Source organism: Modestobacter italicus, assembly GCF_000306785.1.
In the GTDB taxonomy this organism is placed as follows: Bacteria; Actinomycetota; Actinomycetes; order Mycobacteriales; family Geodermatophilaceae; genus Modestobacter; species Modestobacter italicus.
The window spans coordinates 4,153,376-4,171,265 of sequence record NC_017955.1; the positions used below are offsets into that span (position 1 = coordinate 4,153,376).

Genomic DNA, 17,890 nt, shown 5'->3' on the forward strand with positions numbered 1-17,890 from the left:
GTCGCGGCCATGTCGCCGTCCGACCCGCTCGTCCAGGCCGTCGCCGCCGTCACCGGGCTGAGCACGGACGACGTCCTCGCCGATCCGCGCTGGCCGGACCTGGCACCGGCGCTCCCCCGGCTGGCCGACGCGATCACGGCGCTGCAGCAGTCGATCGCGGACGGCGAACGGACGCCACAGCTGGCGAACCTCACCCTGCTCGCCGCCTACGAGGGCCTGGAGCGGCTCGGCCGCCCGCTGCGCGCGGTCGTCCAGGTGCTGCCGGCGCCGCCGCGCGCGGCCGAGGGGCCGCTGCTCGGCACGCCGGTCGCGGTCAAGGACATGATCGACGTCGCCGGCTCCGTCCGCGGCGACGGCAACCCCAGCGCGATGGGCGGCTCCCCCGCCGCGCACGACGCCCCGGTCGTCGCCCGGTTGCGCGCCGCGGCAGCGGACGTCGTCGCCACCTCGTCGCTGCTCGAGTACGCCGCCGGCGCACCGCACCCCGACCTCCCCGAGGCGCTCAACCCGGTGCGACCCGACCGCACCGCCGGCGGCTCGAGCGGCGGGTCGGCCGCGCTCGTCGGCGCGGGGGTCGTCCCGGCGGCGCTGGGCACCGACACCGGCGGGTCGATCCGGCTGCCGGCGCACTACTGCGGCGTCGTCGGGGTCAAGCCGAGCTCCGGGCTGGTACCGGTCGACGGCGTGACCCCGTTGTCGCCGACCCTGGACCACGTCGGCGTGCTGGCGGCGACCGTCCGCGACGCAGCCCGGGTGCTCGCGGTGATCGCCGACCAGCCGTCGATGGCAGTAGCGGCCGACGACCCGGCACCGGTGCGCGGGCTGCGGATCGGCGTCCTGATCGGTCAGCTGGCCCACCCGGCGCTGGAGCCGGAGCTCGCCAAGCGCACCGGCGCGCTGCTGGACCGGCTCGCCGAGGCAGGTGCCGAGCTGGTCGACGTCCGGGACGACGTGCTGACCGAGCTCGGCGACCTGTTGGTGCCGATCCTGCTGCCCGAGGCCTGGGCGGTGCACGGCGAGCGGGTCGCCGGCGAGCCCGGCTGGTACGGCCCGGAGACGCTGCGGCTGTTCGAGGCCGCCCGGGACGCCGACCCCGCCGCCCGGGACGCCGCGCTGGCCCGCCGGACCGAGCTGCTGCCCGCAGCCGAGGCGCTGCTCGACGGCGTCGACGTGCTGCTCGGGCCGGCCGCGCCCTACGTCGCGCCGGAGACGACGCCGCCGATCGACACTCCCGAGGGCGAGGTCGAGGGGCTGTTCACCGGACCGTTCAACGTCTCCGGCCAGCCCGCCGTCGCCCTCCCGGCCGGGCGCACCGACGACGGCCTGCCCTACGCCGTCCAGCTGATCGGCCGCACCGGCGCGGACGCCGCCCTGCTCACCGCCTGCGCCCGCATCGAGCACCTCCTCACCCCCTGACCTGCCACCAAAGGCGCGCTCTCGATGGGGACGTCGACCCCCACAGGCGCGTGCTGGGCGGAGGTTGAGGCCAACTCCTGACAGTTGGGCGATGGGTTTGTATCGGAACACGCCCGGCCGTTCCGGGTGGATCGGGTGGGCTCTTTGCCGAGACTCAGGTCACACACCACGATCTCTTTCCAGGAGTGACCATGCGTCTCCGCAGCACCGCCGCAGCGGGCGTGCTCTTCGCCGCCGCCCTTTCCTTCGGCATGTCCGGCACCGCCAGCGCCGCCGACCTCGACTGCAAGGACTTCCCCACCCAGTCAGCGGCCCAGGCCGACCTGGTCGCGAATCCGAGCGACCCCAACGGACTCGACGCCAACGACAACGGCGTCGCTTGCGAGGATTTCGACTACGCCGCCGCCGGTGCACCGGCGCCCGTCAGCACGACGGCCCCCACCAGCGCGACCACTGGGCAGGTCTCCACCCGTCCCGTGGGCGCCGTCGCGGCCGGTGACGGCAGCTCCTCCACCGACGCCGGCGCGCTGCCCTACGTCCTCGGTGGCCTGGCGTTCGCCGGTGCCGGTGGCGCTGCGCTCGCCGCACGCCGCACCCGCTCCGCCGCCTGACCGACACGGGCGTGCAGCACCGCGCACCTCGGGCCGACCGCCCGGGTCCCCACGGGACCCGGGCGGTCGGCCCGGTGCGCATCGAGGGCGTCTATCCCCCACCCCTGGCACCACCCCCATCGGCGGACCTGCTCGGCGTCGACCTGACCAGCTACCCGCGCGTCACCCGCTACGACCGGTCCCGGCCCAGCTGGCCGGTCGCCGCCAGGGCGTGGACCGGGGTGAGCGCCGTCCTGGCCGTCGCCGGGGTCACCGCCGTCGTCCTCGCCCCCTCCGACCGGCCGGCACCTGCCCGGCTCGACGTCCCGGTCGTCGCTGCCGTCGCGCCGGTGGCCGTCCCGGCCGGCGGGTCGAGCACCGCGCCCGTCCTGCAGCTGCCCGCGAGCGCGCCGATCAAGGTCCGCATCCCTGCCCTCGGCGTCACGTCCAAGGTCATGGAGCTCGGGCTCGAGCGCGACGGCTCGATGGAGGTCCCGCCGGGTGCCTACCCGGTCGGCTGGTACGACCGCAGTCCCACACCCGGTGAACTCGGGCCCGCCGTCCTCGCCGGGCACGTCGACTGGGGCGGGGAACCCGGCGCCTTCTACGGCCTGCGTGAGCTGCTCCCCGGCGACCAGGTGGTCGTCCAGCGCGAGGACGGCAGCACCGCCACCTTCGCCGTCGACCGCGTCGAGGAGCACGAGAAGGACGGCTTCCCCACCGACGAGGTCTACGGCGACGTCCCCTACGCCGGGCTGCGGCTGATCACCTGCGGCGGGACCTTCGACGAGGACACCGGCAACTACGAGGACAACGTCATCGTCTTCGCCACCCTGCTCGCCACGAGCTGACCGTCCACCGAAGGCGCGCCTTCGGCGGTTGGCGCGGCGGGGGGTGTGCGGGGGTGTGCGGAGGGTCCGCACTCGCCGTGCTCGTCTCGCGGCAGACCGCACGGACCCGCCGGACGGCGTTGCGCGAGGACAGTTCGATGCGCGGCGATGCCGCCGGGGCACCGCCAGGGAGGAGCACTGGCATGTTCGCCAGGACCACCACCGTGCGCGGCGACCCGGGTGCCGTCGACGACGGCATCGAGTACGTGCGGGACGCCGTCTGGCCGATGCTGCAGAACATGAGCGGCTGCGTCGGGATGTCGATGCTCGCCGACCGGGAGGCCGGCCGCTGCATCATCACCGCCGCCTGGGCCACCGAGGAGGCGATGCGGGCCAGCGCGGAGAGCGTCCGCGACTCGCGCAGCAAGGCCGCCGAGATGCTGCGCGCCGAGGAGGTCGACGTCCAGGAGTGGGAGATCGCCGCGCTGCACCGGGTGCACCCGGCCGGCCCGGACGCCTGCGCCCGGGTCATCTGGACCGAGGCCGACCCGTCGAAGGTGGACGGCATGGTCGACGCGTTCCGGATGAGCCTGCTGCCGCGGATGGAGGAGCTGCCCGGCTTCTGCAGCGTCAGCCTGATGGTCGACCGGATGACCGGGCGGGCCTCGGCCGCGGTCACCTACGAGAGCCGGGACGCGATGATGCGCGCCCGCCAGATGGGCACCGCGCTGCGCGACGACTTCGCCGCCGCGACGGGCGCCCGGATCACCGAGGTCGCGGAGTTCGACCTGGCGGTCGCGCACCTGCGGGTGCCCGAGATGGCCTGACCGCCCGGCCGGCCGGCGCGCGCGGCACGCCGGCCGGTGGCCTCAGGCCCCCAGCAGCTGGGCGCGGATCTCCGGCTTGACCACCTTGCCCACCTTCGACCGGGGCAGGTCGTCCCACACCAGCACCTCCTTGGGCGCCTTCACCCCGCCGATCCGCGCCTTCACGAACGCACGCACCTCGGCCGGGTCGACGTCCGCGGACTGCCGGACCTGGACGACGGCGACGACGCGCTCCCCCCACTTCGGGTCCGGCAGCCCGACCACCGCGCAGTCCTGCACGGCCGGGTGGGCCATCAGCGCCTGCTCGACCTCCGCCGAGTACACGTTGAAGCCGCCGGAGATGATCATGTCCTTGGCGCGGTCGACCAGGAACAGCCAGCCATCGGCGTCCAGGTAGCCGATGTCGCCGGTGTGGTGCCAGCCGAACCGGGACGCCTCGGCGGTGGCCGCCGGGTCGCGGTGGTAGCCGGCCATCACCAGCGAGCTGCGGACGACGACCTCGCCGCGCTCGCCGGTGGGCAGCAGCCGGCCCTCGTCGTCCATCACCGCCACGGTGACCAGCGGTGCCGGCCGCCCGGCCGAGCCGAACCGCTCCCGGGCCAGGCTGCCGTCGGCGTGCAGGTGGTCGGCCGGGGTCATCGTCGAGATCATCATCGGCGCCTCGGACTGCCCGAACAGCTGCCCGAGCACCGGCCCGATCCGGGTGACCGCCTCGGCCAGTCGGTCGGCCGACATGGGTGCCGCGCCGTACCAGAGGCACTGCAGCGAGCCGAGGTCCGTGGTGTCCAGCTCGGGCCGGTCCAGCAGCATGTAGACCAGCGTCGGCGGCAGGAACGTGTGGGTCACCCGGTGGCGCTCGACCAGCGCGAGGAACTCGCCGAGGTCGGGCGCCGGCATCACCACGATCTCCCCGCCGAGGGCCATCACCGGGAAGCACAGCACCCCGGCGGCGTGGGTCAGCGGCGCCAGCGCCAGGTACACCGGGCGGCCGTCGAACGGGTAGCTCATCAGCGTGATCGCCGACATCGTCTCCAGGTTGCGGTCGGTCAGCCGCACGCCCTTGGGGCGCCCCGTCGTCCCGCCGGTGCCGACCAGCGCGACGACGTCGTCCGGCGGTGCGACGTCCTCGACGACACCGTCGGCACCGGCGAGCCACTCGGCCAGCGACGGGTCGGCCGTGCCGCCGTCGAGGCAGACCAGCGTGGTCAGCGCCGGCAGCGAGCCGCGGATCGCCTCGACCAGCGGGGCGTACGAGGCCCGGTAGAGCAGCGCCGTGCAGCCGAACAGGTCCAGCAGCGCCTGGTTCTCCGCCGCCTCGTTGCGCGGGTTGACCGGGCACCACACCGCGCCGGCGCGGGCGATGCCGAAGACGCAGGCGAACGCGGTCGGGTCGTTGCCGCTCAGCACGGCGACCGCGTCGCCGGGCCGGACGCCCGAGCGCGCCAGCGCCCGGGCGACCGACCAGGAGAACGCCTGCACCTCGCCGTAGGACAGCGACTGCCCGGCCATGGTCAGGCAGGGCGCCTCCGCCCCCAGGGACACGCCCTTGTCGAGGTAGGCGGTGAGGCTCATCGGTGCTCGGTCACCACCGGGTCGAGCACGAGACCGAACTGGCGCAGCACCCCGAGCAGTTGCCGGTGCCCGAACGCCTGGCAGCCCGACGCGAAGCCGGCCCGCCGCGGCGGCTGCTGCAGCAGCGACATCGCCGCCCACGCCTGCATCAGCCCGGTCTGCTTGTAGTTGGAGTTGCCGTGGATGACCACGTGCTTGCGGCCCAGCGGCCCGGAGGCGTGCACCGAGTCGACGGAGGTGTTCAGCCGCGGGTTCTCCCGCGGTGGCATCCCCGACGACCAGGCCTTCGCGATCTCGGCGAGCTTGTCGTCCCACTGGTCGCGCGGCAGCGTCTTGATGTCGCTCTCCACCATCGCGGTGGTCGCGACGACCGCCTCCATCACCGGCCGGTTGAGCACCCCGCCCTGGACCTTCACGTTGGCCACCCGCGGGTCGTCCTTGAACCACACCGGGTGCGAGGTACCGCCCCACGGCACGGTCAACCCGAGCTCGTGCTGGCCCGGGACGACCACGTCCCACTTGGACAAGGGGTCGAGCTTGACGTACTGGTTCTCCGTCAGGTGGAACCAGTCGGCCTTGAGGATGGTGAAGATCGTCTCGGTGGAGGCGTTGGTCGGGAACCCCTTCCACAGCACCAGGACGTCGAGGGTGTCCAGGCCCGGGGTCTCCAGCGCGATGTTCGCCGCGATCTCACCGGTCGTGTACATCTGCGCGATCCCGGGCGAGAGCAGCAGCCCCTTCTCGGCGAACGCCGCGCCCCACCGCTGCTGGGCGTCGAGCACCCAGTCCTGCTCGCCGGTGGTGTCCAGGTAGTGGACGCCGGTGGCCAGGCACGCCTCGACCACCTCCGGCCCGTACTTGATGAACGGGCCGACGGTGTTGCAGACGACGCTCGCGCCGGCGAACAGCTCGGTCAGCGCCTCGACGGTGTGCTCCACCTCGACGATGTCGTGGTCGGCGGTCTCGATGCCCGGGATCCGGCCGACCACGTCCTGGCAGCGGTCCTTGTCCCGGCCGGCGGCGACGAAGGGCACGTTGAGCTCGCGCAGGTACTCGCAGATCAGCCGGCCGGTGTAGCCGGAGGCGCCGTAGACGACGACGGGCTTGGTGCTCATGAGCCCATGCCCCCGTCCACCGAGAGGCCGGTGCCGTTGACGAAGCGGGCGGCGTCGGAGGCGAGGAAGACGACGGCGTCGGCCATGTCGGCCACCTCGCCCAGCCGACCGGACGGCGTCAGGCCGACGACCGCGCCCACCGCGGCCTCCGGGCTCTCGAACAGCCCCAGCTCGGCGCAGTCGACGGCGAGCTGCATGCCCATCGCCGTCGGCACCAGCCCCGGGTAGATGCAGTTGACCCGCACCCCGTAGCCCAGCCGGCCGGCCTCCGCGGCGGCGATCCGGGTCATCCGGTCGACGGCGGACTTGGTGCCGGAGTACCCGGCGATGCCGGGGAAGGCGATGGTGGCCGCGACGCTGGAGACGTTGACGATCGCGCCCCCGGCTCCCGCCTCACCGCCCGGCCGCATGGCGCGCAGCCCGTGCTTCATGCCCAGCGCGGTGCCGACGACGTTGACCTCGAGCATCCGGCGCAGGTCGCGCGGGTCGATGTCGACGACGAGCGAGGTGATCTCCACCCCGGCGTTGTTGACCAGGACGTCGAGGCCGCCGAGCTCGGCCACGGTCGCCGTCACCGCGGCCGCCCAGCTGGACTCGTCGGTGACGTCGAGGTGCACGAACCCGGTGGTGGCGCCGGTCTTACCGATCAGCTGGGCGGTCTCCCGGCCCAGCTCGTCGTTCACGTCGCCGATGACGACGGCGGCGCCCGCGGCGGCCAACGCCTCGGCCATCCCCTGCCCCAGCCCCTGTGCTCCTCCGGTGACCAGTGCTCTCCGGCCGTGCAGGTCGAATGCCGACATCGCTTCTCCTGGGTGCTCGTCGCTGAACCCCGTCCCGCTGCCCGGCCGGGCCGGGGATGTGATGCCGGTCATGCTGCTCACCCGTCTTGACGACTGTCAAGAGAACGTTGGACGACCGTCCAGACACCGGCCCGGCCAGCGGTTACGATCCGGAGGCAGACCGGACGAGGAGGTGCGCATGACCGACGTCGAGACCCGGGCGCCCGCGCGGTCGCCGCGCCGCGCCGCCGCCGTCCCGCCGGCCGACAAGGTGGCCGCCCGTCGCAGCGAGCTGGCCGCCGCCGCGCTGAAGACGCTGTCCGAGCTGGGCTACGCGCGCACCAGCCTGCGCGAGATCGCGCAGAACTCGGAGTTCTCGCACGGCGTCCTGCACTACTACTTCCGCGACAAGGTCGACCTGATCACCCACTGCGTGCGGGAGTACAACGCGCAGTGCGTCACCCGGTACGACACCGTGGTCGCCACCGCCGCGACGGCCGAGGAGCTGGCGGCGGGGTTCCTGGGCAAGCTCGGCGAGACCCTCGTCGAGGACGCCGCGCTGCACCGGCTCTGGTACGACCTGCGCGGCCAGTCGATGTTCGAGTCCGGCTTCCGCGACGACGTGGCCGCGATCGACCGCAGCCTCGAGCGGATGGTCTGGCGGATCGTCAGCCGCTACGCCGAGCTCACCGGCAGCACCCCGCTGCCCGGCCCGGCGACGCTGTACGCCGTCCTGGACGGGCTGTTCCAGCAGGCGCTGCTCCGCCAGCTCGCCGGCGACCCGACGGCCGCCGACGGCCTGCGGACGGCGGTCGGCGAGCTGCTCCCCACCCTCCTCCGCCCCGCCTGACCCCCACCGAAAGCGCCCTTTCGGCGGACCGTCGTCCCACCTAGAGCGCGCCTTTGGCGGACGACGCGGCGCGCCCGGAGGCATCGGGGGTGGTCCCGGCCCTGTGCCGACCGGCTGCTTGGTGGGATGGTGGGGGACGTCGCCCCGCACCCGGGGGAGGTCGACCAGCGGGGGGAGCTGAGTTGGAACCGAACGGCCGACTCCTCGGCGGGCGCTACGAACTCACCGCGCTCATCGCCACGGGTGGCATGGGGCAGGTGTGGCAGGGCCGCGACACGGTGCTCAACCGGGACGTCGCGGTGAAGGTGCTCCGCGACGAGTACACCGGCGACCCGACCTTCCTGGCCCGCTTCCGCGCCGAGGCGCAGCTGGCGGCGGGGCTGGTGCACCCGAACATCGCCACGCTGTTCGACTACGGCGAGGTCGCCCCGGCCGACCCGCGCGGAGAGCACCTGGCCTACCTGGTGATGGAGCTGGTGCGCGGCGAGTCGCTGTCCGCGCTGCTCCGCCGCCAGCGCCGGCTGCCGCCCGAGCGCACCCTGGCGATCCTGCGGCAGAGCGCCGCCGGGCTGGCCGCCGCGCACGCCGCCGGCGTGGTGCACCGCGACGTCAAACCGGGCAACGTGCTGCTCGGCAACGACGGCTCGGTCAAGATCACCGACTTCGGCGTCGCCGTCTCCGCCGCCAGCGTGCCGCTCACCCGCACCGGCCAGGTCATCGGCACCGCGCACTACCTCTCCCCCGAGCAGGCCCAGGGCCACCGCGCGTCCGCGGCCAGCGACGTCTACGCCCTCGGGGTGGTCGGCTACGAGTGCCTCTCCGGACACCGCGCCTTCGACGCGGAGAGCTCGGTGCAGGTCGCGCTGATGCACATCCGGGACAACCCCGAGCCGCTGCCGGACGACGTCCCCGCGCCGGTGCGCGCGCTGGTCGAGGCGGCCATGGTCAAGGACCCGGCCGACCGGTTCCCCGACGGCGCCGCCTTCCGCGACGCGATCGACCAGGTCATGGCCGGCCGGGGCTTCTCCGGCCCGGTCGCCGCCGCCGGCCCGGCCGCCACCACCGTGATGCCGGTGGTGGCCGCGCCGACCGCCGAGTTCCCGGCCACTCAGCCGCGCGGCGCCTGGAGCAGCGAAGCCGCGCAGGACTGGAGCCCGGAACCGGCCGAGGAGGACCGCGAGGACTCCCGCCGGCGGCGCCTGCTCGTGCCGCTGCTCGCACTGCTCGTGGTCGCCGCCGTCGCCCTCGGCGGGTGGCAGATGCTCACCAGCGGCGGGGACGACGACCGGACGGCGACCGCGCCGACCACCTCGGCGACGAGCAGCGCCCCGACCTCCAGCGCCCCCGCGCAGCCCACCGTGCAGCTGGTCGACCTCACCTCGACCGACTACGTCGGGCGCCCCGTGGGCGACGTCCAGGCAGAGCTGACCGGGCGCGGGCTGGTCGTCACGCTGGCCGCCCAGGAGACCAGCGACGTCGCCGACGGGCTGGTCACCGGGGTCACCCCGGACGGCCCGCTCACCCCCAACAGCCCGGTGACCGTCAGCTACGCCGTCGCCCCGCCGCCCCCGCCACCGACGCCCACCCCGACGCCGACCCCGACCGTCGAGGACCCCGGCGCGGACGAGTCCGAGCCGGCGGAGACCGAGCCCGAGGAGACCGAGCCGGAGCAGCAGCTCCCGGGCGACGGCAACGGGGACGGGAACGGCTGGGGCAACGGGCGCGGCAACGGCCGCGGCGGCAACGGCTGACCCGACCGAGGTCACGACACGGTCGCGGTCCCCACCCGACACGCCGGTCACTCCTGTCACGGACGGTGGCGTCTCGATAACGTCCGGCGCTTCACCGCCGTCCTCGAGGAGCACCCATGCGCCTGCCGCGCGCCGCAGCCGTCGTCGTCCTGACCGCCGCCGTCTCGCTGCCCCTCACCGGCACCGCCTCGGCCGTCGACCTGGACTGCGCCGACTTCCCGAACCAGGGGGCCGCGCAGGTGGTCCTCGACGCGGACCCGGCCGACCCGAACGGGCTGGACTCCAACGGCAACGGCGTCGCCTGCGAGGCCTACGGCTACACGTCGGTCGCGAGCACCGCCGGCCAGGTCGCGGTGCAGCCGACCGGCGGGGTCGCCGCGGGCGACGGCAGCTCGGCCGGTCAGGTGGCCGGCGGGAGCGGCAGCCCGCTGCCCTACGTCGCCGGTGGGCTGGCGTTCGCCGCCGCCGGTGGCGCCGCGCTGGCCGCCCGCCGGGCGTCCCGCGGCTGACCCGGTGTCCCGCCGCACGGCCCGCCGCCCCCTTGCCGCTCGCGTCTGGACGGCGACGGCGGTGCTGCTGTCCGCGGTGGGGGTGGCCGCGGTGTGCCTGCTGCCGGCGGGCGGGTCCGCGCCGGTCACCGTCGCCGGCGCGCTGGTGACCGTGGACGTCGACGCCCTGGAACCCGCGCCGCTGCGGGCCGGCGCGCGGGTGGCGATACCCGCGCCGGTCGTGCCGGTGACGCTGCCGCGCAGCGCGCCGGTGCGGGTGACCATCCCGGAGCTGGGGGTGCGCAGCGCGGTGATGGCGCTCGGGATCGGCGAGGACGGCGCGATGGAGGTGCCGCCCGGCGCCTACCCGGCCGGCTGGTTCGACCGCGGCCCGACGCCCGGCGAGCTCGGACCGGCGGTGCTGGCCGGGCACGTCGACTGGGACGGCGAGACCGGCGTCTTCGGGGGCCTGCACCGGCTGCACCGCGGCGACCGGGTGCTCGTCGACCGCGCCGACGGCAGCACCGCGACCTTCGCCGTCGACCGGGTGGCGCAGTACGCCAAGGACGAGTTCCCGGCCGGGTCGGTCTACGGCGACATCGACGAGGCGGGGCTGCGGCTGATCACCTGCGGCGGCGACTTCGACACCGACGCCGACAGCTACCAGGACAACGTCGTCGTCTACGCCTCGCTGGTGCCCTGATCACCCAGGCATAGGAAGCTGTGCACCCGGTCCGCGCGCGCAGACCGGGTGCAGAGCTTCCTATGCCTGTGCCCCCCCCCCCCCCCCCCCCCCCCGCCCCACCTCAGGAGCGCATCGATGAAGGCCGACCTGGTCGTCCGCGGCGGCGACGTCGTGCTCGAGGGCGCCGCGGTGCGCGCCGACGTGGCGGTCACCGGCGGGGTGGTCACCGCGATCACCCGCGAGCCGGTCGACGCCGCCACGGTCGTCGACGCCACCGGCTGCCTGGTGCTGCCCGGCGGCGTCGACGCGCACGTGCACCTCTCCGGTGGCGGTGGGCCGGAGGGGGCCCCGACCTGGGCCGACGACTGGGAGAGCGGCACCCGGGCGGCCGCGGCCGGCGGGGTCACCACGGTCGGCAACATGACCGTCCCGCGGGAGGGCGAGTCGCTGACCGACGCCGTCCGACGGGTGGGCGCCGACGTGGCCGCGCAGTCGCTGGTCGACGTGCTGCTGCACCCGGTGGTCGCCGGCGAGCAGCACCTCGACCCGGCGCAACTGGCCGTGCTGCGCGAGCTCGGCCAGACCAGCATCAAGGTGTTCACCGTCATCGACGCGTACTCCGCGCACCGGCAGCGCTTCTACGCGTTCATGGCCGAGGCCGGGCGGCAGGGCTTCCTGACCGTCGTGCACTGCGAGGACGCCGAGCTCATCGGGTGGTCCACCGCGCACCTGGCGGAGCAGGGCCGGGCGGACTTCCGCGCCTACGGGGAGAGCCGGCCCGACACCGCCGAGGAGGCCGCGGTCGCCCAGCTGATCGCCTTCGCCGAGACCTCGGGGACGCCGGTCTACGTCGTCCACCTGTCCAGCGCCCGGGCGCTGGCGGCCTGCGCGGCGGCCCGGTCCCGCGGCGTGCCGGTGTACGTGGAGACCCGGCCGCTGTACCTGCACCTCACCGAGGAGCTGCTGCAGGCAGAGGACGGCGCGAAGTACATCGGCCAGCCGCCGCTGCGCCGGGCCGCGGACGTCGACGCGCTCTGGGCCGGCCTGCGGTTCGGCACCGTCGACACGGTGGCCACCGACCACGCCCCGTGGACGCTGGCGGAGAAGCTCGCCGCCGGCGACCAGCTCGACGAGCTGCGCCCCGGGGTCGCGGACCTGGAGACCGTCCGGCCGATGCTGTTCTCCGCCGGCGTGCTCACCGGCCGGATCTCGCTGGCCCGGTTCGTCGAGCTCACCGCCACCAACCCGGCGCGGCTGTTCGGCGTGTACCCGCGCAAGGGCGTGATCGCGCCGGGCTCGGACGCCGACCTGGTGGTCTGGGACCCGGCCGAGACGCGGGTGGTCGACGGCAGCCGGATGCAGAGCCGGGCCGGCTACTCCCCCTACGACGGCACGGTGGTCACCGGCTGGCCGCGCGAGGTGCTCAGCCGCGGCGAGCTCGTCGTCTCCGGCGGCGCGGTCGTGGCCGGCCCGGGCCGCGGGCAGCTGCTGCAGCGGGGGCTGACCGCCCCGCGCTGAGCCGTCAGGACGACGGCGGCGACATCGCCCCGATCAGGCGGGCTGGATGCCTGCGCGGACGGCCATGCCGACCAGTTGGCCGCGGTCCCGTGCGCCGACCTTGGTCATGGCCCGGTTGGCGTGGGTCTTGACGGTGAACGGGGAGAGGAACAACCGCTCAGCGATCTCGGCGTTGTCCAGCCCGGAGACGATCGCGGTGACGACCTCCCGCTCGCGCGGTGTGAGGTCGGCGAAGCGGGCGGTCAGCTCGGGGTCCAGGTCCACCGCTCGCTGCTGCACGACGTGATCGACCACGGCGCTGACCGCGGTCGGTGACAGCGCTCGGCTGCCCGCGGCGACCGCCAGGATCGCCCCGGTGAGCTCGGTGGGTCCGGCGCCCTTGCTGAGGAACCCGTCGGCGCCGGCGCGCAGCGCGCGCAGCACGTTCTCGTCCTGGTCGAAGGTGGTGAGCACCAGGATGCGCAGCTGCTCAGGAGAGTGGGTGAGCCGGATGCGGCGGGTGGCCTCCACGCCGTCGATGCCGGGCATCCGGATGTCCATGAGGACGACGTCGGGCCGGACGTCGTCCACCTGCCGGAGCACGGCCAGCCCGTCACCGGCCTCGGCCACCACCTCCAGGTCGGCATGGGCGCCGATGATCGAGCGCAGCCCCACCCGGATCATCTCCTGGTCGTCGACCAGCATCACGCGGATCACCGCAGGACCTCCTCGATGACGGGCAGTGCCGCTCGGAGCCGGAACACGCCGCTGTCGGTCGACACCTCGAGCCGCCCGCCGGCAGCGGCGGCCCGCTCCCGCATGCCGATGAGCCCCTGGCCCACCCGGTCGACGTCCGGGGCCGGCGATGCGACGTCGTTGACCGCCTCGACGGTCACGGCGGATCCGGTCGCCTGGATCGTCAGCCGCACCTGCCCGCGTCCGTACCTCTGGGCGTTGGTCAACGCCTCCTGGGTGATCCGGTAGGCGGCCGCACTGGTCTGCGGCGGGAGCTCGCGGGACAGGTCGCCGATGCAGGCGTCCACGTCCATGCCCGCGGCACGGACCTTGTCCACCAGGTCAGGGATGTCGTGGTGGCTGGCGACCGGCCCCGGCGGTGCACCGCCCGAGCCGGTGTGCAGCACCTCCAGGATCTCCTGGGTCTCCGCCAGCAGCGACTTCACGCTGCCGCGCGCTGCGAGCAGGTGTTCGCGGGCCGCCGCGGCTGTGGCCGGCAGGTTCACCTCGGCGGCGCCCAGGTGCATGCCCATCACGGCTATCTCGTGTCCGAGGGTGTCGTGCAGGTCGTGGGCGATGCGCAGCCGCTCCTCGGCGACGCTGCGCTGGACAGCGGCGTCCCGTCCGGCGATCGCCTCGTGGGTGCGTTCCTGCAGTGCCGCCCAGTACTGCTGCTGACCGCGGACCGCGCTGCCGGCGACGGCGGCGGCGATCGCGGTCGTGCCGGCGATCCAGGCGATCGGGTCGTCGAAGCCGAAGGTCCCCGCGGCAACACCCATGGCCAGGAAGTCAGCCGCGCCGATGACCACCGCGCACGAGATCCCGGACAGCCCGCGCAGGCAGAGCAGGAACGCTCCGAACATCGACACCTGCCACATCACGATGGGGTCGACACCGACGAAGCCGGCGACCAGCGGTCCGGCGGCCAGGAGACCCAGACCCGCCACGGGCCGGCGATGGCCCAGGAGCACCCCCGCAGCGCTCACCGACAACGCCAGCAACGCACCCACCGGGTGGGCGCTGGAGGGCGCCGTCGCCACACCGGCGGTCACGGTGGCGGCGATGACGACCGGGGTGGCCCTCTCCAGCAGTCGCGGCCTGCGCATCCACAGCGGCGGGGCGGGCAGCTCCGGCAGCCGGGCGGGGAACCTCGTCACCACGTCATCCTCACACCGGTCCACTGGCCTGGACCGTCCATGCGGTGGTCCTGCACAGGCTCGACGGGCATCTCGCGTCCGGTCCTCCCCATCGGTCGGGCAGCGGTCATCGGCCTGAGCCGCCTGTCCGCAGCAGCCGCGGTCACGAGGACCGGCCACCCGCGGTGCGTCGATCGACCGAGGCGAACGCCGGTCGCGAGCGCACCGGCCCGAGTGCTGCTCACAGCCTCCCGGCTGGGACCACGGCCCGTCGTCATCCCGGCGGACCGGGTCCGGCTACTGCGCTCGCAGTACGACACGTGATCGAGAAGACCGGACACCACTGCTGTCTCGACCGGGACGGGAGCCCGACAGGGTCCACACGAGATGCGGCCACCGGTGGTCAGGACCAGCCGGCCGGACCGTGCGCCGACGACAGATCGGACCAGACCGACCACGACGCGCCGGTCTCACCCGAGCTGGCCGGGGCCGGCCGACGCACGTACTGCGGACGCAGCAGGAGAAGTCGATCTCGCCAGACGATTCCACCGCAGCGACGCCGCAGAAGTCTTGGGGACGACCCGCTCCCCAGCCAGAGAAGGAATCCATGTCCACGTTCTTGTCCCGTGTGGGGCGTCTCAGCGCCCGGTTCCGATGGGCGGTGGTCGGTGCCTGGATCGTCGTCTTCGCCGCGTTCATCGGCGTCCTCGTGGTGGGGAGCAGCGGCGATCCTGCGGGCGACGCAGAGGTGTCGATCCCCGAGTCGCAGGCGTCGCTGGCACTGGAACGGCTGGACGTGGAGTTCCCGGCCGCCCCCGACACCGGTGCGGACCTGCAGCTGGTGTTCCATCCCGCCGCCGGTGACGTCACGGACCCGGCCGTCGCGCAGGAGATCGCCGGGGTCATCACCCAGGCCCAGGACCTGCCGGGCGTGCAGGCGGTCAGTGACCCCCTCGATCCGGCCAGCCCCTACCTCGCCCCCGACGGCACCCTCGCCGTCGCGACGCTCACCTACGGTGAGCTGACCGAGGACCAGCAGGTCGAGTTCTACGACGCCGCACTCGCGCTGCAGGAGAACGCTCCCCCGACGTTGGGGACCGAGCTCGGCGGCAACCTCGTCCCCTTCGGGGCTCCGGAGCAGGGAGCCGGCGAGGCCGTCGGGGTGATCGTGGCGTTCCTCGTGCTGGCCCTGACCTTCGGCTCCCTGGTCACGGCCGGGGTGAACCTGCTGATCGCGGCGTTCGGCGTCGGCGTCGGGCTCGTCGGCGTGCTGGCCTACGGCTCACTGACCCCCATCGACGGGAACAGCATCGTCCTCACCGCGATGCTCGGCCTGGCCGTCGGGATCGACTACAGCCTCTTCATCCTCTTCCGGTTCCGGAACGAGCTCCGCGCCGGGCGGACCGTCGATGACGCCATCGCCCGCGCCACGGGAACCGCCGGTACGGCTGTCGTCTTCGCCGGCCTCACCGTCATCGTCGCCCTCGCCGCCTTCATGGTCGCGGGCCTGAGCTTCATCACCCAGATGGGCCTCGCCGGCGCCTTCGGCGTCCTCATCGCGGTCCTCCTGGCACTGACGCTGCTGCCTGCGGTGATGCGGTTCCTCGGGATGCGCGCCCTGTCCAAGAAGCACCGGAAGGCCATCGCCCGGGGCGAGCTGTGGAACGAGGAGCAGTCCCAGCGGCGCGGGATCATGAGCCGCTGGGGCGGCTTCGTCGTCGAGCGGCCGCTCATCGCCCTGGTCGGCGGGGTGCTCGTGATGATCGTGATGGCCGTGCCGCTGCTGAGCATGAAGACCGCGTTCAGCGTGCCCGGCGGCGCCGACCCGACGTCGACCGAACGCACGGCCTACGACCTCATCGTCGATGAGTTCGGCGGCATCCAGAGCCCGCTGATCGTGCTCGCCGAGGGCGACCAGGTCGCCACCCAGGCCGCCACCGTCCAGACCCAGCTCACCGGACTCACCGGTGTGCAGAGCGTGGCCCCGGCAGAGATCAGTGCCGACGGTGACACCGCCCGCCTCATCGTGATCCCCTCCGGCGGGCCGATCGACGACTCCACCGAGGACCTGGTCCACCAGATCCGCGACAACGCCGACAGCGTGTCCGGTGTGCACCTGGAGGTCACCGGCGAGACCGCGATCGGGATCGATCAGGACGCGCAGCTCATGTCCGCGCTGATCAAGTACGTCATCGTGATCGTGGTCATCTCGATCATCCTGCTGATCGTGCTCTTCCGGTCACTGCTGATCCCGGTGATCGCCACGCTGGGGTTCCTGCTGTCGGTCGGCGCGTCCTTCGGCGCCAGCGTGGCCGTGTTCCAGTGGGGCTGGCTCGACCCGCTCATCGCCGCCCCGCAGGGCGACCCGATGCTGAGCCTGCTCCCCCTGCTGCTGGTCGGCGTCCTGTTCGGCCTGGCCATGGACTACCAGGTCTTCCTCGTCTCCCGGATCCAGGAGATGTACCGCACGGGCGTGGACTCCAGGACCGCCATCCGCGAGGGCTTCGGGCGGTCCGCCCCGGTGCTCGTCGCCGCTGCATCGATCATGGTCGTCGTCTTCGCCGGCTTCGCGACCAGTTCCTTCGCGGTCGGCGCCTCCATCGCCTTCGGCCTGATGGTCGGTGTGGCCGCTGACGCCTTCATCGTCCGGATGGTGCTGATGCCGGCCCTGCTGTCCCTGCTCGGCAGGTCCGCGTGGTGGATCCCCCGCTGGCTGGACGAGATCATCCCCGACGTCGACGTCGAGGGACACTCACTGGACAGCCACGAGCCCGAGCCGACCAGGCAGCCGGCGATGGCCAGCTGACTGCACGTGCACGAAGACGGGGCCGCTACCGACCAGGTGGCGGCCCCGTCGGCAGCTGCACCCCGGATGAACCGGCCGAGCTCGCGGGCCACATCACGTCCTGCCCCCGGCGGGGCCGACCGCCCCGCGCCGAGCCGTCAGAACGACGGCGGCGACATCGCCCCGATCAGCTCGGCGTCCTGGTCGCGGGGGTTGTGGTACCAGTGCGGCAGGCCGGCGTCGTAGGTCAGCGAGTCGCCCTCGGTGAGCTCGTACTGGTCGCCGGCGATGGTGATCCACAGCTCGCCGCGGGTGACCATCACGCACTCCTCGCCCTCGTGCAGGAAGGGCTCGGCCTCGTTGCTCCAGCCCGCCGCGATCCGGGCCCGGATCATGCCGAGCCGGCCGTTCATGTGCGGGGTGAGCAGCTCGTAGACCAGGTTGTCCTCGGCGAGCAGCAGCCGCGGGTGCTCCCCGGCCCGGACCAGCGCGCCGGTCTTGGTCTCGCTGACGAAGAACCGGCCGACGGGGACGTCGAGCGCGTGGGCCAGCTTGATCAGCGTGGTGAACGAGGGGTTGCCCATCCCGCGCTCGATCTGGCTGAGCAGCCCCGGGCTCAGCTCCGCCGCGGCGGCCAGCGAGGCCAGGCTCAGCCGCGCCTCGTCCCGCAGCCGGCGTACCAGCGCACCGACGGCCTGCATGGTCGGGGTGGTCTGGGCCGGCTCGCCGTTGCCGATCGCGGCCTCGACCTCGCCCGGGTCGATCGGGAACGCCGCCCGCAGCGACCGTCCATCGGCGGCGAGTGCCGCGCCGTCATCCACGAGATGGCCTCCT

The 17,890-nt window shown here is 73.8% G+C and carries 16 protein-coding genes; 10 read left to right on the plus strand and 6 right to left on the minus strand.

The annotated features are described in order from the left end of the window. Positions 1-9: 9 nt before the first annotated feature. The 4 genes from MODMU_RS19735 (at position 10) to MODMU_RS19750 (ending at position 3,663) form a co-directional block, all read left to right on the plus strand. Positions 10-1,416 (plus strand): amidase, encoded by a 1,407-nt coding sequence (locus MODMU_RS19735; RefSeq protein WP_014742146.1) that lies wholly within the window; start codon positions 10-12, stop codon positions 1,414-1,416. Positions 1,417-1,607: 191 nt separating this feature from the next. After that, positions 1,608-2,027, plus strand: coding sequence for a hypothetical protein (locus MODMU_RS19740; protein WP_041795479.1), 420 nt, complete (start codon positions 1,608-1,610; stop codon positions 2,025-2,027). Positions 2,028-2,101: 74 nt separating this feature from the next. Then, the gene (locus MODMU_RS19745) at positions 2,102-2,857 is read left to right on the plus strand and encodes a class F sortase (RefSeq protein ID WP_014742148.1); all 756 of its coding nucleotides are present in this window, start codon (positions 2,102-2,104) and stop codon (positions 2,855-2,857) included. 182 nt (positions 2,858-3,039) lie between these two features. Next, positions 3,040-3,663, plus strand: a complete 624-nt coding sequence (locus MODMU_RS19750; RefSeq protein WP_014742149.1) for an antibiotic biosynthesis monooxygenase — start codon at positions 3,040-3,042, stop codon at positions 3,661-3,663. A gap of 42 nt (positions 3,664-3,705) precedes the next feature. Here MODMU_RS19750 and MODMU_RS19755 read toward each other — a convergent pair whose 3' ends face one another. From MODMU_RS19755 to MODMU_RS19765, 3 genes are read right to left on the minus strand one after another with little or no spacing between them, the layout of a single operon-like run. Beyond that, positions 3,706-5,235 carry an AMP-binding protein gene (locus MODMU_RS19755; RefSeq protein ID WP_014742150.1) on the minus strand — a complete coding sequence of 510 codons (1,530 nt, stop codon included), beginning with the start codon at positions 5,233-5,235 and terminating at the stop codon, positions 3,706-3,708. Next, positions 5,232-6,350 carry a DUF5938 domain-containing protein gene (locus MODMU_RS19760; protein WP_014742151.1) on the minus strand — a complete coding sequence of 373 codons (1,119 nt, stop codon included), beginning with the start codon at positions 6,348-6,350 and terminating at the stop codon, positions 5,232-5,234. Before MODMU_RS19760 ends, MODMU_RS19755 begins: the two co-directional genes overlap by 4 nt. Continuing rightward, positions 6,347-7,150 (minus strand): SDR family NAD(P)-dependent oxidoreductase, encoded by an 804-nt coding sequence (locus tag MODMU_RS19765; RefSeq protein ID WP_014742152.1) that lies wholly within the window; start codon positions 7,148-7,150, stop codon positions 6,347-6,349. Before MODMU_RS19765 ends, MODMU_RS19760 begins: the two co-directional genes overlap by 4 nt. Positions 7,151-7,328: 178 nt before the next feature. Here MODMU_RS19765 and MODMU_RS19770 point away from each other — a divergent pair, with 178 nt between their 5' ends. From MODMU_RS19770 to MODMU_RS19790, 5 genes are all read left to right on the plus strand, one after another. Continuing rightward, the gene (locus MODMU_RS19770) at positions 7,329-7,979 is read left to right on the plus strand and encodes a TetR/AcrR family transcriptional regulator (RefSeq protein ID WP_014742153.1); all 651 of its coding nucleotides are present in this window, start codon (positions 7,329-7,331) and stop codon (positions 7,977-7,979) included. A 182-nt stretch (positions 7,980-8,161) separates the two neighbouring features. Further along, complete coding sequence (locus MODMU_RS19775) at positions 8,162-9,730, plus strand: protein kinase domain-containing protein (RefSeq protein ID WP_014742154.1); 1,569 nt, start codon at positions 8,162-8,164, stop codon at positions 9,728-9,730. 116 nt (positions 9,731-9,846) lie between these two features. Next, entirely contained in the window at positions 9,847-10,239 is a 393-nt protein-coding gene (locus MODMU_RS27275) for an excalibur calcium-binding domain-containing protein (RefSeq protein WP_014742155.1), read from the plus strand. Positions 10,240-10,243: 4 nt separating this feature from the next. Continuing rightward, complete coding sequence (locus MODMU_RS19785) at positions 10,244-10,921, plus strand: class F sortase (RefSeq protein ID WP_197537356.1); 678 nt, start codon at positions 10,244-10,246, stop codon at positions 10,919-10,921. Positions 10,922-11,038: 117 nt separating this feature from the next. Continuing rightward, on the plus strand, positions 11,039-12,421 hold the full coding sequence (locus tag MODMU_RS19790; protein WP_014742157.1) for a dihydroorotase: 1,383 nt from the start codon (positions 11,039-11,041) through the stop codon (positions 12,419-12,421). A gap of 33 nt (positions 12,422-12,454) precedes the next feature. Here MODMU_RS19790 and MODMU_RS19795 read toward each other — a convergent pair whose 3' ends face one another. Beyond that, positions 12,455-13,117: a response regulator gene (locus MODMU_RS19795; protein WP_014742158.1), complete on the minus strand. Its 663-nt coding sequence runs from the start codon at positions 13,115-13,117 to the stop codon at positions 12,455-12,457. After that, positions 13,114-14,292 carry a sensor histidine kinase gene (locus tag MODMU_RS19800; RefSeq protein ID WP_014742159.1) on the minus strand — a complete coding sequence of 393 codons (1,179 nt, stop codon included), beginning with the start codon at positions 14,290-14,292 and terminating at the stop codon, positions 13,114-13,116. Before MODMU_RS19800 ends, MODMU_RS19795 begins: the two co-directional genes overlap by 4 nt. 586 nt (positions 14,293-14,878) lie before the next feature. Here MODMU_RS19800 and MODMU_RS19810 point away from each other — a divergent pair. Further along, the gene (locus MODMU_RS19810) at positions 14,879-17,077 is read left to right on the plus strand and encodes an MMPL family transporter (RefSeq protein ID WP_014742160.1); all 2,199 of its coding nucleotides are present in this window, start codon (positions 14,879-14,881) and stop codon (positions 17,075-17,077) included. Positions 17,078-17,214: 137 nt separating this feature from the next. On the opposite strand, the gene MODMU_RS19815 is transcribed toward MODMU_RS19810, so the two are convergent. After that, positions 17,215-17,877, minus strand: a complete 663-nt coding sequence (locus MODMU_RS19815; RefSeq protein WP_014742161.1) for a helix-turn-helix domain-containing protein — start codon at positions 17,875-17,877, stop codon at positions 17,215-17,217. Between the last annotated feature and the right edge of the window lie 13 nt (positions 17,878-17,890).

Excerpts from the sequence above, each read along its gene's own strand:
- MODMU_RS19735 (WP_014742146.1), top strand. The coding sequence starts at position 10 with ATGTCGCCGTCCGACCCGCTCGTCCAGGCCGTCGCCGCCGTCACCGGG.
- MODMU_RS19740 (WP_041795479.1), top strand. The coding sequence starts at position 1,608 with ATGCGTCTCCGCAGCACCGCCGCAGCGGGCGTGCTCTTCGCCGCCGCC.
- MODMU_RS19750 (WP_014742149.1), top strand. The coding sequence starts at position 3,040 with ATGTTCGCCAGGACCACCACCGTGCGCGGCGACCCGGGTGCCGTCGAC.
- MODMU_RS19755 (WP_014742150.1), bottom strand. The coding sequence starts at position 5,235 with ATGAGCCTCACCGCCTACCTCGACAAGGGCGTGTCCCTGGGGGCGGAG.
- MODMU_RS19760 (WP_014742151.1), bottom strand. The coding sequence starts at position 6,350 with ATGAGCACCAAGCCCGTCGTCGTCTACGGCGCCTCCGGCTACACCGGC.
- MODMU_RS19765 (WP_014742152.1), bottom strand. The coding sequence starts at position 7,150 with ATGTCGGCATTCGACCTGCACGGCCGGAGAGCACTGGTCACCGGAGGA.
- MODMU_RS19770 (WP_014742153.1), top strand. The coding sequence starts at position 7,329 with ATGACCGACGTCGAGACCCGGGCGCCCGCGCGGTCGCCGCGCCGCGCC.
- MODMU_RS27275 (WP_014742155.1), top strand. The coding sequence starts at position 9,847 with ATGCGCCTGCCGCGCGCCGCAGCCGTCGTCGTCCTGACCGCCGCCGTC.
- MODMU_RS19790 (WP_014742157.1), top strand. The coding sequence starts at position 11,039 with ATGAAGGCCGACCTGGTCGTCCGCGGCGGCGACGTCGTGCTCGAGGGC.
- MODMU_RS19810 (WP_014742160.1), top strand. The coding sequence starts at position 14,879 with ATGTCCACGTTCTTGTCCCGTGTGGGGCGTCTCAGCGCCCGGTTCCGA.